Source organism: uncultured Mucilaginibacter sp., from assembly GCF_913773635.1.
Lineage (GTDB): Bacteria > Bacteroidota > Bacteroidia > Sphingobacteriales > Sphingobacteriaceae > Mucilaginibacter.
The window spans coordinates 1-21,755 of record NZ_CAJYGQ010000006.1; the positions used below are offsets into that span (position 1 = coordinate 1).

At 40.5% G+C, this 21,755-nt stretch carries 21 protein-coding genes; 9 read left to right on the forward strand and 12 right to left on the reverse strand.

Translation table 11 applies throughout. The features are described from left to right. Positions 1 to 219: 219 nt before the first annotated feature. From QZ407_RS05345 to pdxH, 3 genes are all read right to left on the reverse strand, one after another. The gene (locus QZ407_RS05345; RefSeq protein WP_295768378.1) at positions 220 to 1,404 is read right to left on the reverse strand and encodes an NADH-quinone oxidoreductase subunit D; all 1,185 of its coding nucleotides are present in this window, start codon (positions 1,402 to 1,404) and stop codon (positions 220 to 222) included. A 67-nt stretch (positions 1,405 to 1,471) separates the two neighbouring features. After that, on the reverse strand, positions 1,472 to 1,969 hold the full coding sequence (locus tag QZ407_RS05350) for an NADH-quinone oxidoreductase subunit C (protein ID WP_295768380.1): 498 nt from the start codon (positions 1,967 to 1,969) through the stop codon (positions 1,472 to 1,474). Then, positions 1,966 to 2,613, reverse strand: coding sequence for a pyridoxamine 5'-phosphate oxidase (gene pdxH / locus QZ407_RS05355; protein WP_295768382.1), 648 nt, complete (start codon positions 2,611 to 2,613; stop codon positions 1,966 to 1,968). The genes QZ407_RS05350 and pdxH overlap by 4 nt, the downstream gene beginning before the upstream one ends. A gap of 97 nt (positions 2,614 to 2,710) precedes the next feature. Between pdxH and QZ407_RS05360 the strand changes: the two genes are divergently transcribed. After that, positions 2,711 to 3,274, forward strand: coding sequence for a YqgE/AlgH family protein (locus QZ407_RS05360; protein WP_295768386.1), 564 nt, complete (start codon positions 2,711 to 2,713; stop codon positions 3,272 to 3,274). A 68-nt stretch (positions 3,275 to 3,342) separates the two neighbouring features. Here QZ407_RS05360 and purE read toward each other — a convergent pair whose 3' ends face one another. Together purE and QZ407_RS05370 are read right to left on the reverse strand one after the other, a co-directional pair. After that, the gene (purE, locus tag QZ407_RS05365) at positions 3,343 to 3,864 is read right to left on the reverse strand and encodes a 5-(carboxyamino)imidazole ribonucleotide mutase (RefSeq protein WP_295768389.1); all 522 of its coding nucleotides are present in this window, start codon (positions 3,862 to 3,864) and stop codon (positions 3,343 to 3,345) included. A gap of 94 nt (positions 3,865 to 3,958) precedes the next feature. Next, entirely contained in the window at positions 3,959 to 5,098 is a 1,140-nt protein-coding gene (locus QZ407_RS05370) for a 5-(carboxyamino)imidazole ribonucleotide synthase (protein ID WP_295768391.1), read from the reverse strand. Positions 5,099 to 5,220: 122 nt separating this feature from the next. On the opposite strand from QZ407_RS05370, the gene QZ407_RS05375 reads away from it, so the two are divergent. Continuing rightward, positions 5,221 to 6,681 carry an isocitrate/isopropylmalate family dehydrogenase gene (locus tag QZ407_RS05375; protein ID WP_295768393.1) on the forward strand — a complete coding sequence of 487 codons (1,461 nt, stop codon included), beginning with the start codon at positions 5,221 to 5,223 and terminating at the stop codon, positions 6,679 to 6,681. A 77-nt stretch (positions 6,682 to 6,758) separates the two neighbouring features. Here QZ407_RS05375 and QZ407_RS05380 read toward each other — a convergent pair whose 3' ends face one another. From QZ407_RS05380 to QZ407_RS05395, 4 genes are all read right to left on the reverse strand, one after another. Continuing rightward, positions 6,759 to 7,463 (reverse strand): DUF4932 domain-containing protein, encoded by a 705-nt coding sequence (locus QZ407_RS05380; protein WP_295768395.1) that lies wholly within the window; start codon positions 7,461 to 7,463, stop codon positions 6,759 to 6,761. Between the two features lie 183 nt (positions 7,464 to 7,646). Beyond that, positions 7,647 to 8,405, reverse strand: coding sequence for a DUF4932 domain-containing protein (locus QZ407_RS05385; RefSeq protein ID WP_295768400.1), 759 nt, complete (start codon positions 8,403 to 8,405; stop codon positions 7,647 to 7,649). Between the two features lie 146 nt (positions 8,406 to 8,551). Further along, positions 8,552 to 9,034 (reverse strand): NADH-quinone oxidoreductase subunit B family protein, encoded by a 483-nt coding sequence (locus QZ407_RS05390; RefSeq protein ID WP_365334837.1) that lies wholly within the window; start codon positions 9,032 to 9,034, stop codon positions 8,552 to 8,554. Further along, entirely contained in the window at positions 9,012 to 9,632 is a 621-nt protein-coding gene (locus tag QZ407_RS05395) for an NADH-quinone oxidoreductase subunit A (RefSeq protein WP_295768404.1), read from the reverse strand. The genes QZ407_RS05390 and QZ407_RS05395 overlap by 23 nt, the downstream gene beginning before the upstream one ends. Between QZ407_RS05395 and QZ407_RS05400 the strand changes: the two genes are divergently transcribed. Further along, entirely contained in the window at positions 9,631 to 10,845 is a 1,215-nt protein-coding gene (locus QZ407_RS05400) for an NAD(P)/FAD-dependent oxidoreductase (protein WP_295768407.1), read from the forward strand. The genes QZ407_RS05395 and QZ407_RS05400 overlap by 2 nt on opposite strands. A 68-nt stretch (positions 10,846 to 10,913) precedes the next feature. Beyond that, entirely contained in the window at positions 10,914 to 12,122 is a 1,209-nt protein-coding gene (locus tag QZ407_RS05405) for a glycosyltransferase family 87 protein (RefSeq protein WP_295768410.1), read from the forward strand. Here the strand turns inward: QZ407_RS05405 and QZ407_RS05410 are convergent, their stop codons facing one another. Beyond that, positions 12,123 to 12,812: a hypothetical protein gene (locus QZ407_RS05410; protein WP_295768413.1), complete on the reverse strand. Its 690-nt coding sequence runs from the start codon at positions 12,810 to 12,812 to the stop codon at positions 12,123 to 12,125. It abuts the gene before it with no gap. A gap of 38 nt (positions 12,813 to 12,850) precedes the next feature. On the opposite strand from QZ407_RS05410, the gene QZ407_RS05415 reads away from it, so the two are divergent. Both QZ407_RS05415 and QZ407_RS05420 read left to right on the forward strand, forming a co-directional pair. After that, positions 12,851 to 13,864 (forward strand): GntG family PLP-dependent aldolase, encoded by a 1,014-nt coding sequence (locus tag QZ407_RS05415; protein WP_295768416.1) that lies wholly within the window; start codon positions 12,851 to 12,853, stop codon positions 13,862 to 13,864. Positions 13,865 to 13,950: 86 nt separating this feature from the next. After that, positions 13,951 to 15,036 (forward strand): DNA topoisomerase IB, encoded by a 1,086-nt coding sequence (locus QZ407_RS05420; protein ID WP_295768419.1) that lies wholly within the window; start codon positions 13,951 to 13,953, stop codon positions 15,034 to 15,036. 25 nt (positions 15,037 to 15,061) lie between these two features. Here the strand turns inward: QZ407_RS05420 and QZ407_RS05425 are convergent, their stop codons facing one another. Further along, a complete protein-coding gene (locus tag QZ407_RS05425) occupies positions 15,062 to 16,876 on the reverse strand; it encodes a M56 family metallopeptidase (protein WP_295768422.1) in 1,815 nt (604 codons plus the stop codon). A gap of 5 nt (positions 16,877 to 16,881) precedes the next feature. Further along, entirely contained in the window at positions 16,882 to 17,244 is a 363-nt protein-coding gene (locus QZ407_RS05430; protein WP_295768425.1) for a BlaI/MecI/CopY family transcriptional regulator, read from the reverse strand. Between the two features lie 141 nt (positions 17,245 to 17,385). On the opposite strand from QZ407_RS05430, the gene QZ407_RS05435 reads away from it, so the two are divergent. From QZ407_RS05435 to QZ407_RS05445, 3 genes are all read left to right on the forward strand, one after another. Then, positions 17,386 to 18,243 (forward strand): SDR family oxidoreductase, encoded by an 858-nt coding sequence (locus tag QZ407_RS05435; protein ID WP_295768427.1) that lies wholly within the window; start codon positions 17,386 to 17,388, stop codon positions 18,241 to 18,243. Between the two features lie 95 nt (positions 18,244 to 18,338). Continuing rightward, positions 18,339 to 18,830: a c-type cytochrome gene (locus QZ407_RS05440; RefSeq protein WP_295768429.1), complete on the forward strand. Its 492-nt coding sequence runs from the start codon at positions 18,339 to 18,341 to the stop codon at positions 18,828 to 18,830. Positions 18,831 to 19,066: 236 nt separating this feature from the next. Further along, the gene (locus QZ407_RS05445) at positions 19,067 to 21,700 is read left to right on the forward strand and encodes a valine--tRNA ligase (protein ID WP_295768431.1); all 2,634 of its coding nucleotides are present in this window, start codon (positions 19,067 to 19,069) and stop codon (positions 21,698 to 21,700) included. Positions 21,701 to 21,755 lie beyond the last annotated feature (55 nt).

Genomic DNA, 21,755 nt, shown 5'->3' on the forward strand with positions numbered 1-21,755 from the left:
GGCATGAGCATCAAAGGCCATGCGTACACCGAGGGTGTGATCTTTGCAGGTATGCAACAACAATCAGCTCAAAGCACTCCTGCACAGGTACTGGCCAGCAGAGAATAAGCTGCAAGTAGCAAAGCCCCTGAATAGCTTATTAAATAGATTGTGAAGTAGGATAGGCCGCATCATTGATGTGGCCTGTGTTGTTTCAAAGCTTCAATAGTATTGTTTGAGTTACCTATCTAGCTCTCCTAATACAAAATCAATTGAACCAACTATTGCAATCAGGTCAGCAATCATTACACCTTTTGATATTTCTGAAATGACCGATAGGTTATTAAAGCTCGGTCCGCGTGCTTTAACCCTGAACGGAATCTCTGATTTACCTGTAGGATCGGTGATGAAATAAAATCCTAATTCGCCCTTTGAGCATTCGCCACGCATATAGTAGTCTTGAGCTTTAGGCGCCAGGCGGCGTGGAAGTTTGGCACGAGGATCAAATTCAGGCGTACGTTTTAACTCTTTTTGTAAGCGGTCGAGGCACTGTTCTATAATTTTTAGTGATTCCCCAATTTCATCAACCCTAACTTTGTTACGGTCCCAGCAATCACCTGTAGTACCCATAGCACCGGTGCCAATTGGTACCTCAAAATCAAGCTCACCGTAAACCGAATAATTATCAATACGTCTTAAATCCCACTTAAGGCCCGAACCGCGCAGCATTGGTCCTGAGCAACCGTAATTTATGGCAACATCCAATGGTAGTACACCAACGTTAGCTGTACGACTAATAAATATTTGATTGTTGGTTAAAAGCTCGTTGAGCTCGGTCATTTTGGGCTTAAAGTACTCAACAAATTCGCGGCAGCGTTCTTCAAAGCCAACCGGCAGGTCAAAGAACAGGCCACCAATCCAAATATAGTTATACAACATGCGCGAACCTGATGCCCATTCAAGCATCCCCATAATATGTTCACGATCGCGAAAGCACCATAAAAACGGCGTAAAGGCGCCAATGTCAATTCCGTATGTTCCTATAGATATCAAATGCGAAGCAATGCGGTTCAATTCACACACCAAAACACGTATATATTCCACACGTTTTGGTATATCCTTATCAATGCCCAGCATTCTTTCAACGCCCATTACCCAAATGTGGCTGTTGTTCATTGATGAAAGGTAATCAAGCCTGTCGGTAAACGGGATGGTTTGCTGGTAGGTTAGGTTTTCGGCGTGTTTGTCAAAACACCGGTGTAAATAACCCGCATGTGGAATCACCTCTTTAACTATTTCACCATCGGTAATTAATTCCAAACGCAAAACCCCATGGGTTGACGGGTGTTGTGGCCCCATATTCAGGATCATATCCTGAGTAGCTGCTTCAGCAATTTTTCTATGATATCTTTCTAATGGGGTCATTTTGAGGTTTGAGTGTTGGAATATTGAGTTTGATCTTTCCGGTTAAAGTCTATGAAATGGAAGTAAATCAATCAACCTTTATTCCTTTATAATATTCTGCCGCTTTGTAATCTTTTCTTAATGGGTAACCTTCCCAGTCGTCAGGTAATAAAATGCGCCTTAAATCGGGATGCCCTTCAAAGTAAATTCCTACCAGGTCATAAGCTTCCCGTTCGTGCCAATCGGCTGTACGATAAACGTTTGAAAGGGTAGGAAAGGAGGGTAAGTCGTTAATGTCTCGCGTATGTTCTTTATTTACTTTTAGCGTAAGCTGAGTTTGGTAGGGTATAGATGCTAAATGGTAAACTACCCCAAAGCGGTTAGAAGTTACACCATAATCAATACCCGATAAGCACGACAAAAAATCGAAATAAGTAGCCGGGTTGTCCCTAAGTTCAAGACAAACATCAGCAATTTGCTCCGGGTTGATTAATAGGGCAGGTTGCAAGCCTGAAGTTTCCTCCCCTATAATTACTCCATCGCCAAAGCGGGCACTTAGTATTTCTTTAACGCTGTCTAAAATCATGGCGCTAACCTTACTTTTTTCCAGTTGTTTTTATCAGCTTTTTTGTACAAAATACGATCATGTAAACGGCTGCTGCGGCCTTGCCAAAATTCAACAAGTTGTGGTTTAAGTACGTAGCCACCCCAATAAGCAGGTTTTGGAACTTCTTTGCCCTCATATTCTGCTTCCAGTTGCTGCCATTTTTTTTCAAGTGCATCACGGTTGGCAATTTCCTGGCTTTGCGGCGATGCGACAGCACCAATTTGGCTACCTACCGGTCTTGAATGAAAATACGCCTCCGACTGCTCTTTGCTTAACTTTTCAATGGTGCCTTCAATACGTACCTGTCTTTCTAAATCGCCCCAAAAAAATACTAACGCCGCATGCGGATTCTTAGCTATTTCCTTGCCTTTTCTGCTCAGGTAATTGGTGTAAAATATAAAGCCTTTTTCGTCAAACCCTTTTAATAAAACAACTCTTGCTGATGGCCGGCCATCATGTGTAGAGGTTGCCAGTGTCATGGCGTTAGGCTCATGTATCTCGGCTTTTACAGCTTCGTTAAACCAGGCCTCAAATTGTTTTACAGGGTTGGCGTGTGTGTCGGCTTCGTGAAGCGAACTGGCTTTGTAGTCCTGTCTTAAGTTTTGTATGTCTGTTGCATCCATTGTTGCAAACTTACTAATTGCTGTTATTAATTAACGTGGGTTTTACTCAAAATGAACATAATCGGACAGTTCACGTTATAATTATAAAAATATAACTATGCTAAGTACTATTGCACCTGCCGCCGGACGACTTTTAATTTCAGAACCGTTTATGATGGATCCGAATTTTAAGCGCTCGGTAATACTACTGGCCGAACATTCTGAAGATGGTACTTTAGGCTATGTATTAAATCATATTAGCGAATATAATATAAGTGACGTGTTGCCCGATGTGGCCTACTCAGAAATGCCGGTTTACATTGGAGGCCCCGTTGCCAACAACACACTGCATTTTATACATCGTTGTCCTGATAAAATTGAGGGTGGTGTTGAAATATGGGATGGTATACATTGGGGCGGAAATTTTGACCAGGTAAAAGAACTTATAAATACCTATCAGTTAACCGAAGATGAGATTCGCTTTTTCATGGGTTACTCAGGCTGGAATCCCGCTCAACTGGATATGGAAATAACTGAAGATACTTGGATTGTAGCTAATAAATTCAATCCCGAATTGCTCTTTATGCACGATGAACAAAATCTTTGGCGTGAAGTGGTAATTAGTCTTGGGCAGCGATATGCACACATCGCTAATTTTCCCGAAAATCCAACACTTAATTAAACAACAAACCCTTCCTGAAAGGGAAGGGTTTGTTGTTATGTTAAAACCTAAGTTATCAACTATAAATTTTAAGCACTGTAACCTATTGGTAAGCCCTCGGCCTGCATATCATTGGCCGAGTCTAATACTTTTTGCGCTAATTCCTGCTTATAATTAATTAACGCCTGGCATAAATTCTCATCGGCTGTTGATAGTATTTGTGCAGCCAGTAAACCTGCATTCTTTGAAGCATTGAGCGCTACAGTTGCAACAGGAATGCCGTTTGGCATTTGTAGTATGGATAATACAGAATCCCATCCATCAATAGAGTTGCTTGATTTTACAGGAACGCCTATAACAGGTAAATGAGTTAAAGAAGCAACCATGCCGGGTAAGTGAGCCGCACCTCCGGCACCCGCAATAATTACTTTCAATCCGCGGTTGGCAGCTGTTTTGGCATAATCAAAAAGCCTGTCGGGCGTGCGGTGGGCCGATACTACTGTTATTTCAAAGGCAACGCCTAATTCGGTGAGTATATCGGCAGCATCCTGCATTACAGGCAGATCTGATTTGCTGCCCATTATAATTCCTACTTTATATTCCTGGTTCATAGTTTATGGGTTATGGTTCATGGGCAAAAATCCATGGTTGCGTTTGTATAGCTAAAGAGCTGTTATGAACCATGAACTATCAGTTATGAACTGCTTAGCTAACTACCTTCAATGTGTTTTGCACGTAACGCGCTTTTTCAATTGCTTTTTCCCTGTCAACATCAACAATGGTAACATGACCCATTTTACGAAAAGGTTTAGTTAAAGCCTTGCCATAAAGGTGAACATAAACGCCCGGGCAATTTAAAACTTTTTCAATGCCTTGATAAACAGCCGGACCTTCGTGGCCCTGCTCGCCCAATACATTAATCATTATAGCGTTACTCAGGCTTTCTGTATTACCTAAAGGTTGGTTGAATATTGCGCGCAAGTGCTGCTCAAATTGTGATACCACGTTGCCCTCAATAGTTTGGTGACCACTGTTATGGGGGCGAGGAGCAAGTTCATTAACCAGTATTTTACCGCTTTTATCTAAAAACATCTCAACTGCCAGTAAGCCAACTATGCGCAGGCTTTCGGCAATTTTTTTGGCTATGGTTGCGGCCTCTTGCTGTACTTCAAATGAAAGGGTAGATGGAGAAATTAAAAACTCAACCAAATTAGCTTCAGGGTTGAACTCCATTTCAACCATTGGAAAAGTTTCAATATCGCCTTTTTCATTGCGGGCAACTATTACAGCTATTTCTTTTTCAAAATCAACCCAGCGTTCAATCAAGCTTGGCTCTGTAAAGGCATTTTCCAGGTAACTTTGGTCAACTACCTTATAAACGCCTTTGCCATCATAACCGTCGCGACGCAATTTTTGAATGTATGGAAAAGGCATTTGAGCCTGCTCTAAATCTTTTGCGTTGCTGATGATTTGAAATTCGGCTGTGGGTATTTCGTTTTCTTTAAAAAACTGTTTTTGTAAGCCTTTATCCTGTATAAGTCTTATAACGCGTGGCTGCGGATATACAATTACACCCTCACGCTCCAATTGCTCAAGCGCATCAACGTTAACCTTTTCAATTTCGATGGTAAGCAGGTCAACCTTTTTGCCAAAATTATATACGGTTTCATAATCGCTCAATGAGCCGGTTACAAACTCATCGCATAGCTTGCGACAGGGAGCGTCGCGGTCGGGGTCTAAAACTTTAACGGTTACGTTATAATTAATGGCTTGCTGTATAAGCATGCGGCCCAACTGCCCGCCGCCTAAAATTCCAAGCCTTAAATCGCCATAAAATGCCTTCATAATTTCAGTACGCAAATTAAGCCCAAATCTTTCAAAAAGCCTAAATCAAAATTTAACCAAATCAATTATGCATGTTTAGCTGTATATTTGCCGAAGGTTATTAACTAAATACATTACCCTTAATGAAGACAAGAATAGCAGTAGCCAAAGGCGATGGTATAGGTCCCGAAATTATGGAGGCCGTACTAAATATTTTTGAGGCGAACGAAGTACCTCTTGAGTATGAGTTTGTAGAAATGGGAAAATCTTATTTCGATGCAGGGCACTCAACCGGTATGACCGAAGCAGCAAAAGCCACCATCGAAAATTTGGGCATCTTGTTTAAAGGCCCTATGGAAACCCCTAAAGGCAAGGGTGTAAAAAGTATAAACGTTACCGCGCGTAAAGTTTGGAACACTTATGCTAACCAGCGCGATTTTCGTACCCTTAACGGCGTACAAACCGTGTTTTCAAAAGCAGGTATCCAAATCAATATGACCATCATTCGTGAAAATATTGAGGATACTTACGGTGGTATTGAGCACATGATTACTAATGACGTAGCGGTTGGTCGTCGTATAATTACACGTCCGGGTTCGGCACAGGTTATACGTTACGCATTTGAAATGGCCCGCCGTAAAGGTTTAAGAAAACTTGCCTGTGGCCACAAAGCCAACATCATGAAACTTACTGACGGTTTGTTCCTTGAAACGTTTTATGAGATAGCAAAAGATTATCCTGAAATACAAGCTTCAGATATTATTGTTGATGACCTTTGTATGAAACTGGTTAGTCATCCCGAAATGTTCCAGGCAATTGTATTAACCAACCTGCAGGGCGACATCGTATCTGACCTTTGTGCCGGTTTGGTTGGAGGCCTGGGTTTTGCACCATCAGCAAACATTGGTGATAACATTTCAATTTTTGAAGCTGTGCATGGTACCGCTCCTGATATTCAGGGCAAAAACATAGCTAACCCAACGGCGCTGTTATTATCAGGTATATCAATGCTACGTTTTCTTGGCTTAACAGGCCATGCCGCAACTATTGAAAATGCATTACTTTACACACTGGAGAAAGGTGTGCATACAGGTGATTTTGGCGACCGTGCAACCAAATCATCAAACACCACTGAATTTGCTGAGTATATCATTGCTAACTTAGGTAAACACCCATCAGTAGGTGGTGCTCATGGCCAGCCTAATTTCGAATGTAAAACCAACTCCGATTTTACTCCTGAAAAAAACAAGATAACCGTTACCGATCCTAACATTAAAGAGGAAATATTAGGTGCCGATATTTTTGTTGAGTTCACCGGTCAACCATCGGAGTTAGCTGAAATAGCAAAAAGCAAGTTGAACGACAAGTTTGAACTTATTATGATCTCAAACCGTGGCACACAGGTTTGGCCAACAGGTTCGGTTTATACCGAGTTGGTAAATCAGTTCCGCATACGTTATGAAAAGGTTGATAACAGCGAGCTAACGCAGCGCGATATTTTTGATTTAGCTGCTCAGGTATCTGATGCCGTAAAAGTTGGCTCGGTAGAGTTTTTGATGAAGTTTGGCGATAAGATAGGTTACTCTCTTGCCCAGGGCCAATAATACAATCTGTAGTAGAAACATAAAAAAAGGCTGTTCAAACTAAGTTTTGAACAGCCTTTTTTATTGAAGCGAATTTCTTATTTAGCTTGCTTGTAAACAAGGGATGATGGGGTAAGGTAAGGAAACACAACACATTCATTAAAATTCATTCCCTTAATATCCATTGTGCCGGCAAAGCCTTTCATTAACGGCGATACTACGATATGAAAGCTGTTTGCATCTTTATTTAAAGTACTTTTCAGGTTGTCAAAATTTACTAAGCCTTCTGCTTTTTGTCTCATTTGGCTATAAGTGCTTTGATGCGCACTGTAAAAACCTTCAAAATTGCTGTCGCGATAAAAATCTTCAAATAATATAGCATATCGTTTAAACTGTATTTTGCTATTGTCAATTCGGTAATTTTCATTAAGCGCAAAACGGCCATCTATAAGTCTGAAAGCAAATAACCCGTTGCGGAATTGCTCAACCATTTTAGCTGATGTTAAACCGGCATTGAGTTGAACAACTGCTTTGTGGCTTTTGTATTTATCAAAGTAGGCTTTAAAATTCCTGTAATAATCGGTATTGGTGTTAATTAATGATGTGTCGCGACCGGCAAGTTCGGTTAAGGCTAAAATAGATAGGCCCAGTTCGTAAGCTTCCGGCGTTACAACGGCAAGCTTACCGGTATTTGAAGCTATGTATCGCGGCGTATACCTCGATGTTACGTCATAACTTTTGCAGCCGCCAATAGTGATAAGTATGGCAAGGCCAATTAAGGTGTGGTAAAGTTTAATGTGCATGGTGTTGTTAGTGATGAGTGAAAGTTGCTTACTAAACATATAAAAGCAATACGTGTTTGTTGCAATATTAGTAATAATAAGGCACAAGAATTGTAATTTGCATACTTATCGTTCAACTCGAATTTTAAGCCACAAAAAAGCCCGGCTCAATGAACCGGGCTGAATATATTGTTGTAAACGCTACTATCTGTTTTCAGCAGTTTCGTTATTAGCAATTCTGTTTGCTGAAGCTAAAACCTTGTCGGCCGATTCGGCAAAAATCAGGCACTCGCTAAAGCCACGACCGCTAACGCTTAAAGTACTGGTTTCACCTTTCATTAAAGGCGACACAATTACCTGGTAGCTTTGAAACGGTTTAGTGTATTTTTTATTCTGACCTACCGAATTCCATGCAGCAGTCATTGTAAGATTTTGATTTTGAGCAGCTTCAATTTTGCTGTAAAAATCTTTATGCGCCGTATAGAACTCACGGAATTTTGAATCTTCCATAAAATCGTTCAGTGCGCTGGTATATCGTCTAAAGTCAACGCGGTTAAGATCTATACGGTAATCGGTTTTTAAAACCACCTTATCATGCTTATTAACCGTAAAGGCGTACAATCCATTACGGAAATGACTGAAAAACTCAGGGTTCTCCTTTAAGTCTTCATTAAGCATTTCAACAACCTTATGATTTTTAAAGGTGCTGAAGTGTTTAACCACCTCATCATAATAAGGGCTGTTAGTGTTTACGTAGTTACTTCCGGCTTCGGTAAGTGCCAGTACAATATAACCCAACTCTCCCGTTTCCGGAATTTGAGTTTTAACCAAATTTTTATTGGCTTTAATATGCTTTGAGCTGTAATGCGAGGCTATGTCGTCATAGCTTTTGCAACCGGTGTTAAATGTTACGGCACCCAGCAGCACACTTCCAATTAGAGGGGCTTTGTAAATTATTTTCATGTATATAATGTATTTAACTTTTAGACGAGATTGATCTACAAATAGTTACGATAAATATTAAATAATTTCAATAAAAATAAATAAGCGATTTGAACTTTGAAAAAAAATAAAAAGTTCAATCAATGGTTAAGAAAATCGTGATTTTTTTAAGCGTTGAGCAAGCTTTCCTGCTCAATTTTCTTTTGAAGCTCAATTATTGCCCCAATGAGAGCTTCCGGGCGGGGAGGGCAGCCTTGCACATACACATCTACAGGTATGATACGGTCAACACCTTTAACCACATGGTAGCCATGTTGCCAGTACGGACCGCCGCAATTTGAGCACGATCCCATAGAGATAACATAACGAGGTTCAGGCATTTGTTCGTATAAGCGTTTTATACGCTCTGCCATTTTAAAAGTTACGGTACCTGCAATAATAATAACATCAGCCTGCCTTGCCGATGGACGCGGAAATACACCCAGGCGGTCAACATCGTAAGTGGAAGCGTACATGCCCATCATTTCAATTGCACAACAGGCAATGCCAAAGCTTAACGGCCATAATGATGACAAGCGCGACCAGTTCAACAAATCGTTCAACTTGGTTACAATTACCCCCCCTTCTTCATTCATTCCCTGCATCGTCAGCTTGCTTTTTAAAAGATGGCTTAAACATGGGCTTACGCACTGGTTGTGCTGCAACAGCTGTTTGCTGGGTGGCCGTTACCGGCTCGTTATCATGTTTAATTGAAAATTCTTTAGGCTTAAACGCAGCCTGGCGGCTGTTTAGTATCTCATATGCCGAAAAAGGTATATTTACGCTGGTTTGAGGTATTGCCTGCTTAGGTTTTATCCATTCAAGGTCGCCTTTACGCCACACATATACCAGGCCTAGTATTAAAATGCCTGCAAATACAAACATCTCTGTAAGCGAGAAAATCCCCCAGCGGTTATCAGTAGCTATTAAACTGGAGTTGGCATAAACTGTTGCCCACGGAAAAATGAAAACCATTTCAACGTCAAACAACAAAAAAATAAGCGCAATTACGTAAAAGCGGGTATTGAAGGGAATCCAGGCGCTGCCTACGGGTTCTTCGCCACACTCGTATGAAGTAAGTTTTTCGGGGTTAGGTTTATTAGGTGATATGAGCTTGTTTAAGAAAACAGTAACGCCCACCATAACAAAGCCCACAATTAAGAAGATGAATATCTTTCCAAATTCCGATATTTGCGAAACTTCGTTCATGGATGCAAATCTAATAAAACAATCAAATTTTGATGCTATAATTATTGGCGGCGGTGCCTGCGGTTTAATGTGCGCCGTACAAGCCGGCTTCCTGGGTAAAAAAACACTTGTTATAGAGCGTAATAACCGTCTGGGCGCCAAAATATTAATTAGCGGCGGCGGACGATGTAATTACACCAACCTTCATACTTCGGCACATCAATTTCTATCGGGTAACACACATTTCAGCAAGTCGGCCTTATCACAATGGACGGTTGATGATACGATAAACTTCTTTGAAACATATGGTATTTACGGACAGGAAAAAACACTAGGCCAGCTATTTCCTACCACTAATAAGGCCAAAGATATTGTAGACGTATTTAGCAGCTTGTGCGATGATTTGCAGCAAAAAGTTTGGCTTGATACCGAAGTAACATCAATTCAAAAGGAAGGCGATCAGTTTATAGTTACTTACCAGGGTAATAGGGGTAAAGGTGCACTACGTGTACCAAAGGCAGTAATAGCCTCGGGTGGGTTACCGGTACAAAAGCTGGGAGCCAGCGATTTTGGTTTGCGTACCGGAAAAGCTTTTGGCTTGAACGTTGTAAAGCCTATGCCAGCCTTAGTGCCTTTAACAATTACAGGTAAAGATCAATCATGGTATGAGCAATTATCAGGAAACAGTATTTTTTGCCGCGTTTGGAACGACAGAATCAGCTTTGAAGAAAATATTTTGTTTACCCACTGGGGTTTAAGCGGTCCGGCCGTGTTGCAAATATCCTCATATTGGCAGGCAGGTGAGGTATTTTATATTGATTTGCTCCCGCAGCAAAGAATGAGTGATGTGATAGCTGCCGAAAAGGTAAGCAATCCTAAAAAAACGCTCTTAAATTTACTGGCCACACTATTTACTCGCAAGTTTGCCGAGGCATTATCAGGTAGCTTGCCTGTTCAAAAAAACATTTCATCGCTTAGTAAAGTTGATGCTGAATTGGTTGAGCAGCTTGTTCATCAATTTAAAGTTAAGCCTGCAGGAGACAAAGGCTACGACAAAGCCGAAGTAATGCGCGGCGGTGTTGACACAGCCGAATTATCATCAAAAACGTTAGAGGCAAAAAAAGTGCCCGGACTATATTTTGGAGGTGAATGTGTTGATGTTACAGGCTGGCTTGGTGGTTATAATTTTCAATGGGCTTGGGCGTGTGGTTTTGTAATTGCACAACAAATCTAACGCATATCTAATCTCCAATATTTTATAAGCGTTTAGAAAATATTATATTTGTAACCCCTTTGTTACAAATGAAACGCAGATTAAACCAATTATCGGCCTATACATTAGTTAGTGGTCTTTACTTTTTAGTATCCTTTTTTAGCTGGCTTTTTAAGTACTTTAACAACCGCTACAATAATTATTCAATTTTTAAGTACGTGTACTACCATACCGTACAGCAAAAAAATCTCTACAATTACTATCCTGCCGAATATGGTGACAGCAATCACTACGGCGTAGTTTTTAGTTTGATAATAGCTCCGTTTGCCTTGCTGCCCGATGGAGCTGGCTTTCTTCTTTTTTGTGTTTTAAACGCTGCACTTATTGTGTTAGCCATACGCATGTTGCCGTTGCCCAGCAAGCACAAAATGTTTATCATGTTGTTTAGTGTAATGGAGTTTGCCAATGCATCCCATTATATTCAATTTAACGCCGTAATTACAGCCATCATAATATTTAGCTTTTTACTGGTTGAGGACGAAAAGGATGAATGGGCAACGTTATTTATTGTACTTGGAACGTTAATCAAACTATATCCCATTGTTGGAATCACATTTTTCTTATTCTCGAAGCATAAGGTGAAGTTTGTGATTTGGGGTTTTATTTGGACGGGCGTTTTTCTGGCATTGCCAATGTTAATTTCGAGCAGGCAATTTGTTCTTCAATGTTATATTGACTGGTACGAATCACTACATGCTAAAAACATAGAAAACCTTGGGCTTAATAGTTCGCAAGACATATCGGTTATGGGAACGGCAAGGCATTTAACACGTAATATAAACATACCCAACTGGCCTTTTTTACTGTTAGGCGTAATGGGCTTTGGTTTACCGTTATTAAGGCTTAAACAGTATGCTTTTCAACGTTTCAGATACCAGGTGCTGGCTTCAGCATTAATGCTTATTGTATTGTTTAGTACCGGTTCAGAGCATCCCACTTATATAATTGCGGTAGTGGGCGCTACGCTGTGGATTTTTATGAAGGAGAAACCATTTACGCGTACAAATATTGTGTTACTGGTTTTGCTTGTATTAATAACCGGTTTAGGGCCTACTGATGCATTTCCTAAATATATAAGGCATGAATTCATTAATAAATATGTAATGAAAGCATGGCCTTGCATTGCCGTTTGGTGTATAATTACCTATGAATTGATGTTTAAGAATTTTGCCAATGCAGGTGCTTTAACGCAAAAGAAGCAGCAAATAAATACTGAACCCGAACTTGTTCTAGTATGATTATTGTTTAGACCTGGCGCTTTTTAAGGCATTGTAGTATTTAATAAGGCCTTCCATTTTTGTGATGTTGAATTTACCTTGTTGAATAGCTTCAACCGCTTGTGGCTCATCGGCCATTATATCGGTCATCACATCTACAAAATTCATGGGTGTAACCTGCGACATGCCTGATACGCTTTCGCCAAAATAGTAGGTTGCACCCTTTGAACCGCCACGGCCGCCACCACTACCTAAACTTATACCAACACCGCCGCCGCCATATCCTCCAAAACCACCAGTACCTATACCGCCCGAAAAGCTTGGTGAAACCTTAAAGCCACCGCCGCTGCCATTGCTTCCGCCATAATAAGTATACAGCTTAAGCGGCTCATCTAATTCAACCTTAACAAAGTCAATTTCTGCTTTGGGCCACGTTTCGTATGATGGTGGGTGAGCAACAATAAAGCTATCTCTGCCCATTACAAAATATTTTATATCGCTGGCGCTTAGCTTAATTTCATTGGCTTTAGCATTTTCTTTATAAAAAATAAATCCTTCATTTTTTATAGGCCCTTTGCCGCTTTGCCCGGGTTGTATAAAGCCAATAACTTTATTGCCTTTAGTGTCATAAAAATAGCCGGGTTGCCACTTTTGTGAAAAAGCCGATACATAACCAAGCATCAGGAATAAAATGATTAAAATTGAGCGCATAACTTTTATATAACAAATAACGCTATTTTATTGAATATATGATGACCGTTGATTTACGCAGCGATACTGTAACCAAACCAACTCCCGGCATGCTCGAAGCTATGTGGAGTGCAAAAATAGGCGATGATGTTTTTGGTGAAGATGAAAGCATAAATGAGTTAGAGGCTAAATGTGCAGCCATATTTGGTATGGAAGCGGCGTTGTTTTGTCCATCGGGCACCATGACAAATCAAATTGCCATCAAATGTTTCACACAGCCTTTGGATGAACTTATTGCCGATCAAACGGCGCACGTTTACCGTTACGAGGGTGGGGGCATAGCCTTTAACTCAGCCGTATCAACCCGCTTGCTTAACGGCGAACGCGGAATTTTGACGGCCGACATGATAGCACCGGAAATAAATGAAGAAAATATACATTATCCAAACACCAGTTTGGTTGTATTGGAAAATACTGTAAATAAAGGCGGCGGTAAATGCTACACGCTTGAGCAAATTGCGCCCATAGCCGAACTTTGTAAGCAACGCGGGCTTAAATTGCATTTAGACGGGGCCCGCATATTCAACGCTCTTACGTATACAAAAGATAAAGCTATTGATTACAGTAAATATTTTGATGGTATATCGATTTGTTTATCAAAAGGTTTGGGTGCACCGGTTGGCTCTGTGTTACTGGCTAATAAAGCAACTATTAAGTATGCACGTCGGCTGCGCAAGGTACTGGGTGGCGGTATGCGCCAGGCAGGTTTTTTAGCGGCTGCAGGTATTTATGCGTTGGATAACCATGTTGAGCGTTTAAGTATTGATCATAATCATGCCCGTACTTTAGCCGATGAGTTAAAGAGTTGTTCGTGGGTAAGTAAGGTGGTTGATGTTGAAACCAATATTGTATTGTTTGACACCGTGGATCCGGCCGAGTTGGTTGTGCAAAAACTTGCAGGCAGGGGAGTAAAATGTAACAGTACCGATGCCAACCGTGTACGTTTTGTTACGCATTTAGATGTAAGTGAATCACAGGTTGGATATACTTTGGAGGCTTTAAAAGGATTATAAATAAACCGGCTTCTTTTTATGCTATAAGGGTATTGTATGGCGTGCAAAAACTTAAACATTATTAAAATGTTGTAAGAAAAACGCCTATGAACCGCCTGCTTAAGAAACTTGAAAAAATTGGTCGCGATCCAAAAATAACCGCTAAGGCTGCCGGATTGCGCTACGTTGCTGATACCTCACCTGGCTACACGCGGAAGCCATCGGGTAAGGGATTTAGTTACTATGATGCAGATGGTAATCTTGTTAAAGACAAGGAGCTTATACAGCGCTTTAACAAAATGGTTATTCCGCCGGCTTATACCAACGTTTGGATATCGCCTATTGAAAATAGTCATCTTCAGTTTACCGGAACCGATGCTGCCGGGCGTAAACAGTACCGTTACCATGCCAACTGGAACAAATTGCGCAATCAGTCAAAGTATCACCGTTTGCAAGCATTTGCCGCACATTTGCCCGCAATACGTAAGAGGGTAGATGATGATTTGCAGCGCCGTAATCTTGATCATGATAAGGTGTTGGCGCTTGTGGTTCGTTTAATGGAACTTACCAGCATCCGTATTGGTAATGAGTCATACAAAAAGCTATATGGCTCATACGGGTTAACCACTATGCTGGATAAGCATGTTAAAATTGACGGCTCGAAGATTAATTTCGAATTTAAGGGTAAAAAAGGCGTTTACCATAAAATTGCATTACAAAGTAAAAAGCTGGCCCGTCTTGTAAAGCAGTGCCGTGATATACCAGGCAAAGAGCTTTTTCAGTTTTTTGATGATGATGGAAAACGTTGTACCGTTGACTCGGGCGATGTAAACGACTACCTGAAACAAATTACCGGCGAAGACTTTACCGCAAAGGATTTCCGCACCTGGGCTGGAAGTGTAAGTTCACTATATGCGTTTAAAGAGGCGGGTGAATACGAAAATCAATCGCAATGCAAAAAAAATATCATCAGCGTGCTTGATAACGTTGCTCTAACTTTAGGTAACACGCGTACGGTTTGCAAAAAATATTACGTGCACCCTACCATTATCAAAAGCTATGAAGATGGTACATTATCTAAATACATTGAAGACCTTGATGAGGATAAGGATATTACTGCGTCAGAACTGAACACCGCTGAAAAAGCATTGCTAAATATTCTTGAACACGAAAAGCTGGCAGAGGCCAGCTAATCGTGCTTTTTGAAAACTTGTAAACTCAATTAATTTTCTTTGGAGCGGCGGGCTTACCGGCTTTTTTGGTCTTAATGAATATAACGCCTCCAGCACCTTTATCGCCATAAGTTGTTGTTGCTTTGTCTTTGTGTACATCAATGCTTTCAATCAAATCAGGGTTTAATGCTTCGTAACCGCTTTGCGTTGAAGCTTTGCCGTCAATAATCCACAATGTTTCAGGGCCTTTTTCTTTTACCTTAATGGTGATCGGAACCTTGGTTTTTTCTTTTATTTCAATTTTGGGCAACGCTGCAACTTCATTTTTTATTTCATCGGTTATAACTTTATCGATACTGTCGCGCTTTTTTACTAATTCACTCACCCTTGGAGATGTGCTTCTCAAAGTACCCAATAACGCCAATACGTCGCCGTCATTATTATTTCCCTGAATGTTTTTACCAGTACCAATAGGAACGATGCTGATTTGTGCTTTATTTGATGCTGATTTATTTTCTGCACTTAGTTCCTTAAGCGCTTGCTGCAGTTGTTGAATTGTTCCGCCTTCTTTCAATTTTCTGGAATACATCACCACTGCCTGTTTATAAGCTCCGGCACCTATAGTTTTCAATGCATCAATATTCTTTAATATATCAATGCTTTCAATTTCAGACATATTGATGTTTTTGAAATCGGCATCAGTCCTTAAAGCAATGCCATCAAGTAGATATAATACCGTATCAGACTTTACAATATTGATTTTAGGGACAATTTTTATTTTAGGTGTATCAACACCCTTTACAGATGCGTTGCTCACAACGGTTGATTTCAATGCTAGCTGCTCAATGGGTTTAGTTGATGGAGCATTTTCTTTACTTGCAGTGTCAACTACTAGATATTTAGAAGCAGATTGATCAGCGCTAAAATCATTGAGTATATCGTTTGTATTACTTTGTACTTTCTCTATTGTTTTGCGTATAAAAGCAGCTTTGGTCGTGCCGAAGATTAACACAAGGCAAAGCGCAATAAGGCCAACAAACCCATAGCGGGCAAGACCAAACCTTGAAGATTTTTTTGAGTTCATCATCATAATTCGTTTTTTAATGGTTGATATATTAAAATGGTTAACTACGGCGTTGGGGGAGGAATTTAAACTTGCATACAATAGACTGTACTGATAGCTTTTTGCATCGGTGCCTTGTTGCAGTATACTTCGGTCGGTTATAAACTCAAGATTTTCGGCAACGGCTTTCTTCATCATCCAAACGCCTGGGTTAAACCAATGAAAAATTAAGCTTAGTTCGGCTAATAAAATATCAAGCGTATGCCATTGCTTAACGTGAATATGTTCATGAGCTACAATTGAATGAAGCTCTTCATCAGCATAATGGCGGGGATTGACATATATGCTTTGCCAAAATGAAAAAGGGTTAACTTTTACGTCAATTACACGCACTGGTATGCCAAAGATGTTTGCAGGCTTTGATTTGAAGTGTATGTTAAACAGCGACCAGAACTGGATAAGCAATCTTACACACATTACCGCAACTCCCACCCAAAACGTAGCTATAAGCCAATTCCAGTAATGATGTTCAACAGGGTTAGCAACATATATAACTGTATTGCTCATTCCGTTAACAACAGCCTTTAAGGGCTGCAATGGCACCGCAAGCTTTTCATTACCTTGTATAAGCCAATCAATATTTACAAATGGGTAAGCGGTAGAGAATAATATGGCCGCTACAAGGTATACACGGTTGAGCGTATAAAACGTGAGTTTACGTAGCACACCGTAGTAGCCAATGCAAAACAGCACCAGCGCCACATTTACTTTTAATAAGTATATTATTAAAGCCGGCATACAGGTTATGGTTTTTGGTTTTCAATCAGGTTAATTATTTCCTTCAATTCTTCGGCACTTATCTTCTTGTCTTTTGCAAAAAAGGTTACCAACTCTTTGTAAGAGTCCTGGAAATAGTTACTTACAAAGCCTTTCATAAAGCGCTTTTTATAGTCTTCCTCCTTAATTACCGGGAGGTACTTAAAGCTGTTACCCTGTTTAATGCTTTTAACAAATGCTTTGCGTTCTAAATTTTTTACCGTTGAGGCCAAAGTGGTATAGGGCGGTTTAGGTTCGGGTATTAAATCCAAAAAATCCTTAATAAAACCTTCGCCGGCCTGCCATACTGCCTGCATAGCATCTTCTTCTTGTTGTGATAATTTTTCCATTATTCTACGATAACTTCGTAAATCTACGAAAGTTTCGTAGATAGTAAAATTTATTTTATTTTTTCTGATATGGTTTTGACCTGACCTTAACAATACTCCGCGTTTAACTAAGTAAGTTTGTGATTATACATTAAACTGCTTATGCCCTTTAGAACAACTGTTATTACCGGAGCAACATCAGGAATTGGAAGAGAAACAGCTTTAGCGCTTGCCAAAATAGATCATGCACTGTATTTGCTTGTGCGTGATGTTGAAAAGGGGGAGGCGTTAAAAAGAGATTTAGTTGCTCAATCAGGTAACCGCAGCATATTTGTTATTTACTGCGATTTAAGTGATATGCAAACCGTAGTTGATGCTGCAAACGAACTTAAGGGCAAGCTCTTTGCGATTAACGTTCTCATTAATAATGCCGGTGGTGTAAACAATACCCGTAAAGAAACTAAAGACGGTATTGAACTTACATTTGGCATGAACCATCTAGGGCATTTTTTGCTTACTCAAAGCCTTATGCCGTTGCTACGCAAAGGGCAAGCACGTATCATTAACCTCAGTTCAGAGGCTCATAAGATGGCGAGGCCGCAGTTGTTGAATGATGTACAATTTAAATCAGATTATTCGGGTTGGAAGGCTTATGCACTGGCAAAGCTCTGCAATATATATTTCACCAAGGCGCTGACCGAGCGTTTTGCACAGGATGGAATTACATCATACGCGGTACACCCGGGAGTAGTCAAAACCGATTTTTGGGCGGGCATGAACGGCTTAAAGAAGTTTTTGCTCATGTTTATGAATCCTTTCATGATTTCAGCAGAGCAGGGTGCCAAAACATCCATTTACCTGGCCGGCGCAGCTAAATTGAGCCCTAAACTTAACGGGCAATACTTTAAGAAGGGCAAACCGGTAAAACCAACACTTGCAGCGCAGAATGCGTCGGCACGAAACAAATTGTGGCAAATAAGTGAAAGACTAACCGAAAAATTCACCCTCGGGGCTTATTAGTAACTGATAAGAAAGTGTTGTAACATTTTACTGTCATAATAATGTAATGTTGGCTGTTTGGTTTATATTTACATCAAAACCAATTTGCTATTGTTATGACCATCAAGAAAAATTTTGTTGTTGCTTTAGGAATGCTTGCCAGTGTCGTTTTTATTTCAACCACTGCAATGCGAGCCGAAAATGTTCAGGACGAGAAGAAGTTCAAGAACTTAAAAGTTCTTCCTAAAAATATTTCTGAAAAGCAGCTTGATGGTGTGATGGATGAGTGGGCGGCTGCTTTGGGGGTAAGATGTAATTTTTGTCATACCCGTAACGAGGAAACCAAACGCATAGATTTTGCTTTAGATAGCAAGCCGGAGAAAGAAATGGCTCGCAAAATGTATCGCATGACGGCCACTATCAACAAGAAGTATTTTGATGCAGGTAAAGATTCTATAGGCCGGGTGATGGAACTAGGTGTTAATTGCAACACCTGTCATAAAGGCTCATCGCACCCCGAACTTAAAGCAGCTTATGTACCGCGTGCCCGTAGGCCACAAACTCCGCCACCGGCACAGCAACCAGCCCAGGCGCCGGTTCAAAATTAGTGATAACAGTATTTGATACTAACACTCACAGCACGCTTTCAATTATAGGTAGCCCTTACATTCAACTGTTAAGGGCTTTTTTATTAATGTATAAACTGATTTAAACCATGTTTAAATACGCGTTCAAACTGAATAAAGTATTATGTTATAAGATGGGTAGCAATGCGCTGATTATCAAAATTTCGTTTATGCTTTAGTATGATGGTTATTGCCGCAAAACATTATTTTTGTAGGCTATGAGTATTTCAAAAACCTATCAGTTTAGTGAAGTTGAAGATAAATGGTATAGCTATTGGCTTGAGCACAAATTTTTTAAATCGGTGCCGGATGAACGCGAACCATACACTATAGTTATACCCCCGCCCAATGTTACAGGTGTGTTGCATATGGGCCACATGTTAAATAATACCATTCAGGATGTATTGATACGCCGCGCCCGTATGAAAGGCAAAAACGCCTGCTGGGTTCCTGGTACCGACCATGCCAGTATTGCCACCGAAGCTAAGGTGGTAAACATGCTTAAAGAACGTGGTATTGCCAAGGCAGATTTATCACGCGAAGACTTTTTAAAGTATGCCTGGGAATGGAAGGAAAAATACGGCGGTATAATACTTGAGCAACTCAAAAAATTAGGTGCATCATGTGACTGGGACCGTACCCGGTTTACCATGGAAGAGGATATGTCTGAAGCGGTAATTGACACGTTCATTCATCTTTATAAAAAAGGCTGGATTTACCGTGGCGTACGCATGATTAACTGGGATCCGAGAGGATTGACTGCCGTATCTGATGAAGAAGTAATTCGTAAAGAAGTAAACCAAAAGCTTTATTACATTAAGTATACCTTGACTGAGGCTGAAGGAGATGCTACGCATATAATGATAGCTACCACGCGCCCTGAAACCATAATGGCTGATAGTGCCGTATGTATAAATCCAAATGACGAGAGGTATACACATTTGCATGGCAAAACAGTTAAGGTTCCGCTTATTAACCGTGAGATACCTGTAATACTTGACGAGTACGTTACCATGGATTTTGGTACGGGTTGCTTAAAGGTTACGCCTGCGCATGATTTGAATGACTACGAGCTGGGGCAAAAACATAACCTGCCAGTAATTGACATTTTAAATGATGACGGTACACTTAACGATAAGGCCGAGATATTGATTGGTGAAGACCGTTTTACTGCCCGTAAAAAAATTACTGTGCTGCTTGAAGAGGCTGGTGCGCTAGAAAAGGTAGAAGAGTACCGTTCACAAGTTGGATTTTCTGAACGTACCGACGCGGTTATAGAACCTAAACTTTCAATGCAATGGTTTTGCAAAATGAAAGAAATGGCACAGCCAGCGTTAGATTACGTTTTAAATGGCGAGGTAAAGCTTATACCTGATAAATTTATTAATACTTACCGCCATTGGATGGAAAACGTGCGCGACTGGAATATTAGCCGCCAGTTGTGGTGGGGACAGCAAATACCTGCGTGGTACCTGCCAAATGGCCAGTTTGTAGTAGCAAAAACCTTGGAGGAGGCGCTTACCGAAGCAAAAAGCATTGATGCAACGCTTACCGCCGCCGATTTACGTCAGGATGAAGATGTGGTAGATACCTGGTTTTCATCGTGGTTGTGGCCTATATCGGTATTTGACGGTTTCAAAAATCCTGACAACGCCGATATTAATTACTACTACCCAACCAATGATCTGGTCACCGCACCCGAAATATTGTTCTTTTGGGTGGCGCGTATGATTATGGCCGGTCATGAATTTAAGGGTAAAGCCCCTTTTAAAAACGTTTACCTTACCGGTATAGTTCGTGACAAGTTAGGCCGGAAAATGTCTAAGTCGTTAGGTAATTCGCCTGACCCCATTGACCTGATAAAAAAATATGGCGCTGATGGTGTTCGTGTAGGTATGCTGCTTTGTTCGCCTGCCGGAAACGACCTTATGTTCGATGAAAGCTATTGTGAGCAGGGCCGTAATTTCGCCAACAAAATATGGAATGCTTTCCGTTTAGTAAAAGGATGGGAGGTTGATGCAACTTTGCCTGCAACCAATGCAATAGCTATAAATTGGTTTAACAGTCGTTTCAATGAAGCGCTTGCCGAAATTGAAGATTTGTTTGCACAATATCGCCTTTCGGAAGCCATTATGGCAGTTTACAAGCTGGTGTGGGATGATTTCTGCGCCTGGTTCCTTGAGATGGTAAAACCTGCCTACCAACACCCAATAGATGCCGAAAGCTTTAACGCTACTGTTAAGTTTTTTGAAAACATACTCAAGTTGTTGCATCCGTTTATGCCGTTTTTAAGCGAGGAGTTATGGCATGATGAGCTTTTTGGGGAGCGCAATGCGCAAGACTGTTGTATAGTTGCTCAATTACCCGAAATTGAGCAAACCAATACACAGTTGCTTGCTGATGTTGAAAAACTGAAACAAGTAATTACAGAAATACGTAATACGCGGAACACAAAACAATTATCACCTAAAGAAGCTTTAGAACTGCATGTAAAACAAAGTTCAGCTGTAGATTATCAATCGTTTGTGCCCGTTATAAGCAAGTTAGGAAACATCAGCTCAATTAACTTTGCTGATGATAAAATTGCAGGTGCAGCAAGCTTTATGGTATCAACAGATGAGTTTTTTATACCATTAGCCAATAATATTGATGCAGACGCAGAAATTGCTCGTTTACAAAAAGATAAAGAATATTTAGTAGGCTTTTTAAAGTCGGTAAATGCTAAGCTATCTAACGAGAAATTTGTGAATAATGCTAAACCTGAAATTATCGAAAATGAAAGGAAGAAGCAGGCAGACGCCGAGGCTAAGCTTCAGATCATTGAAGAGAACCTAAAGTTTTTGGCAATTTAATTGCAAGGTGTAAACCAGTTAATACCCGATACATTAGAATACTTTAACTTACCAA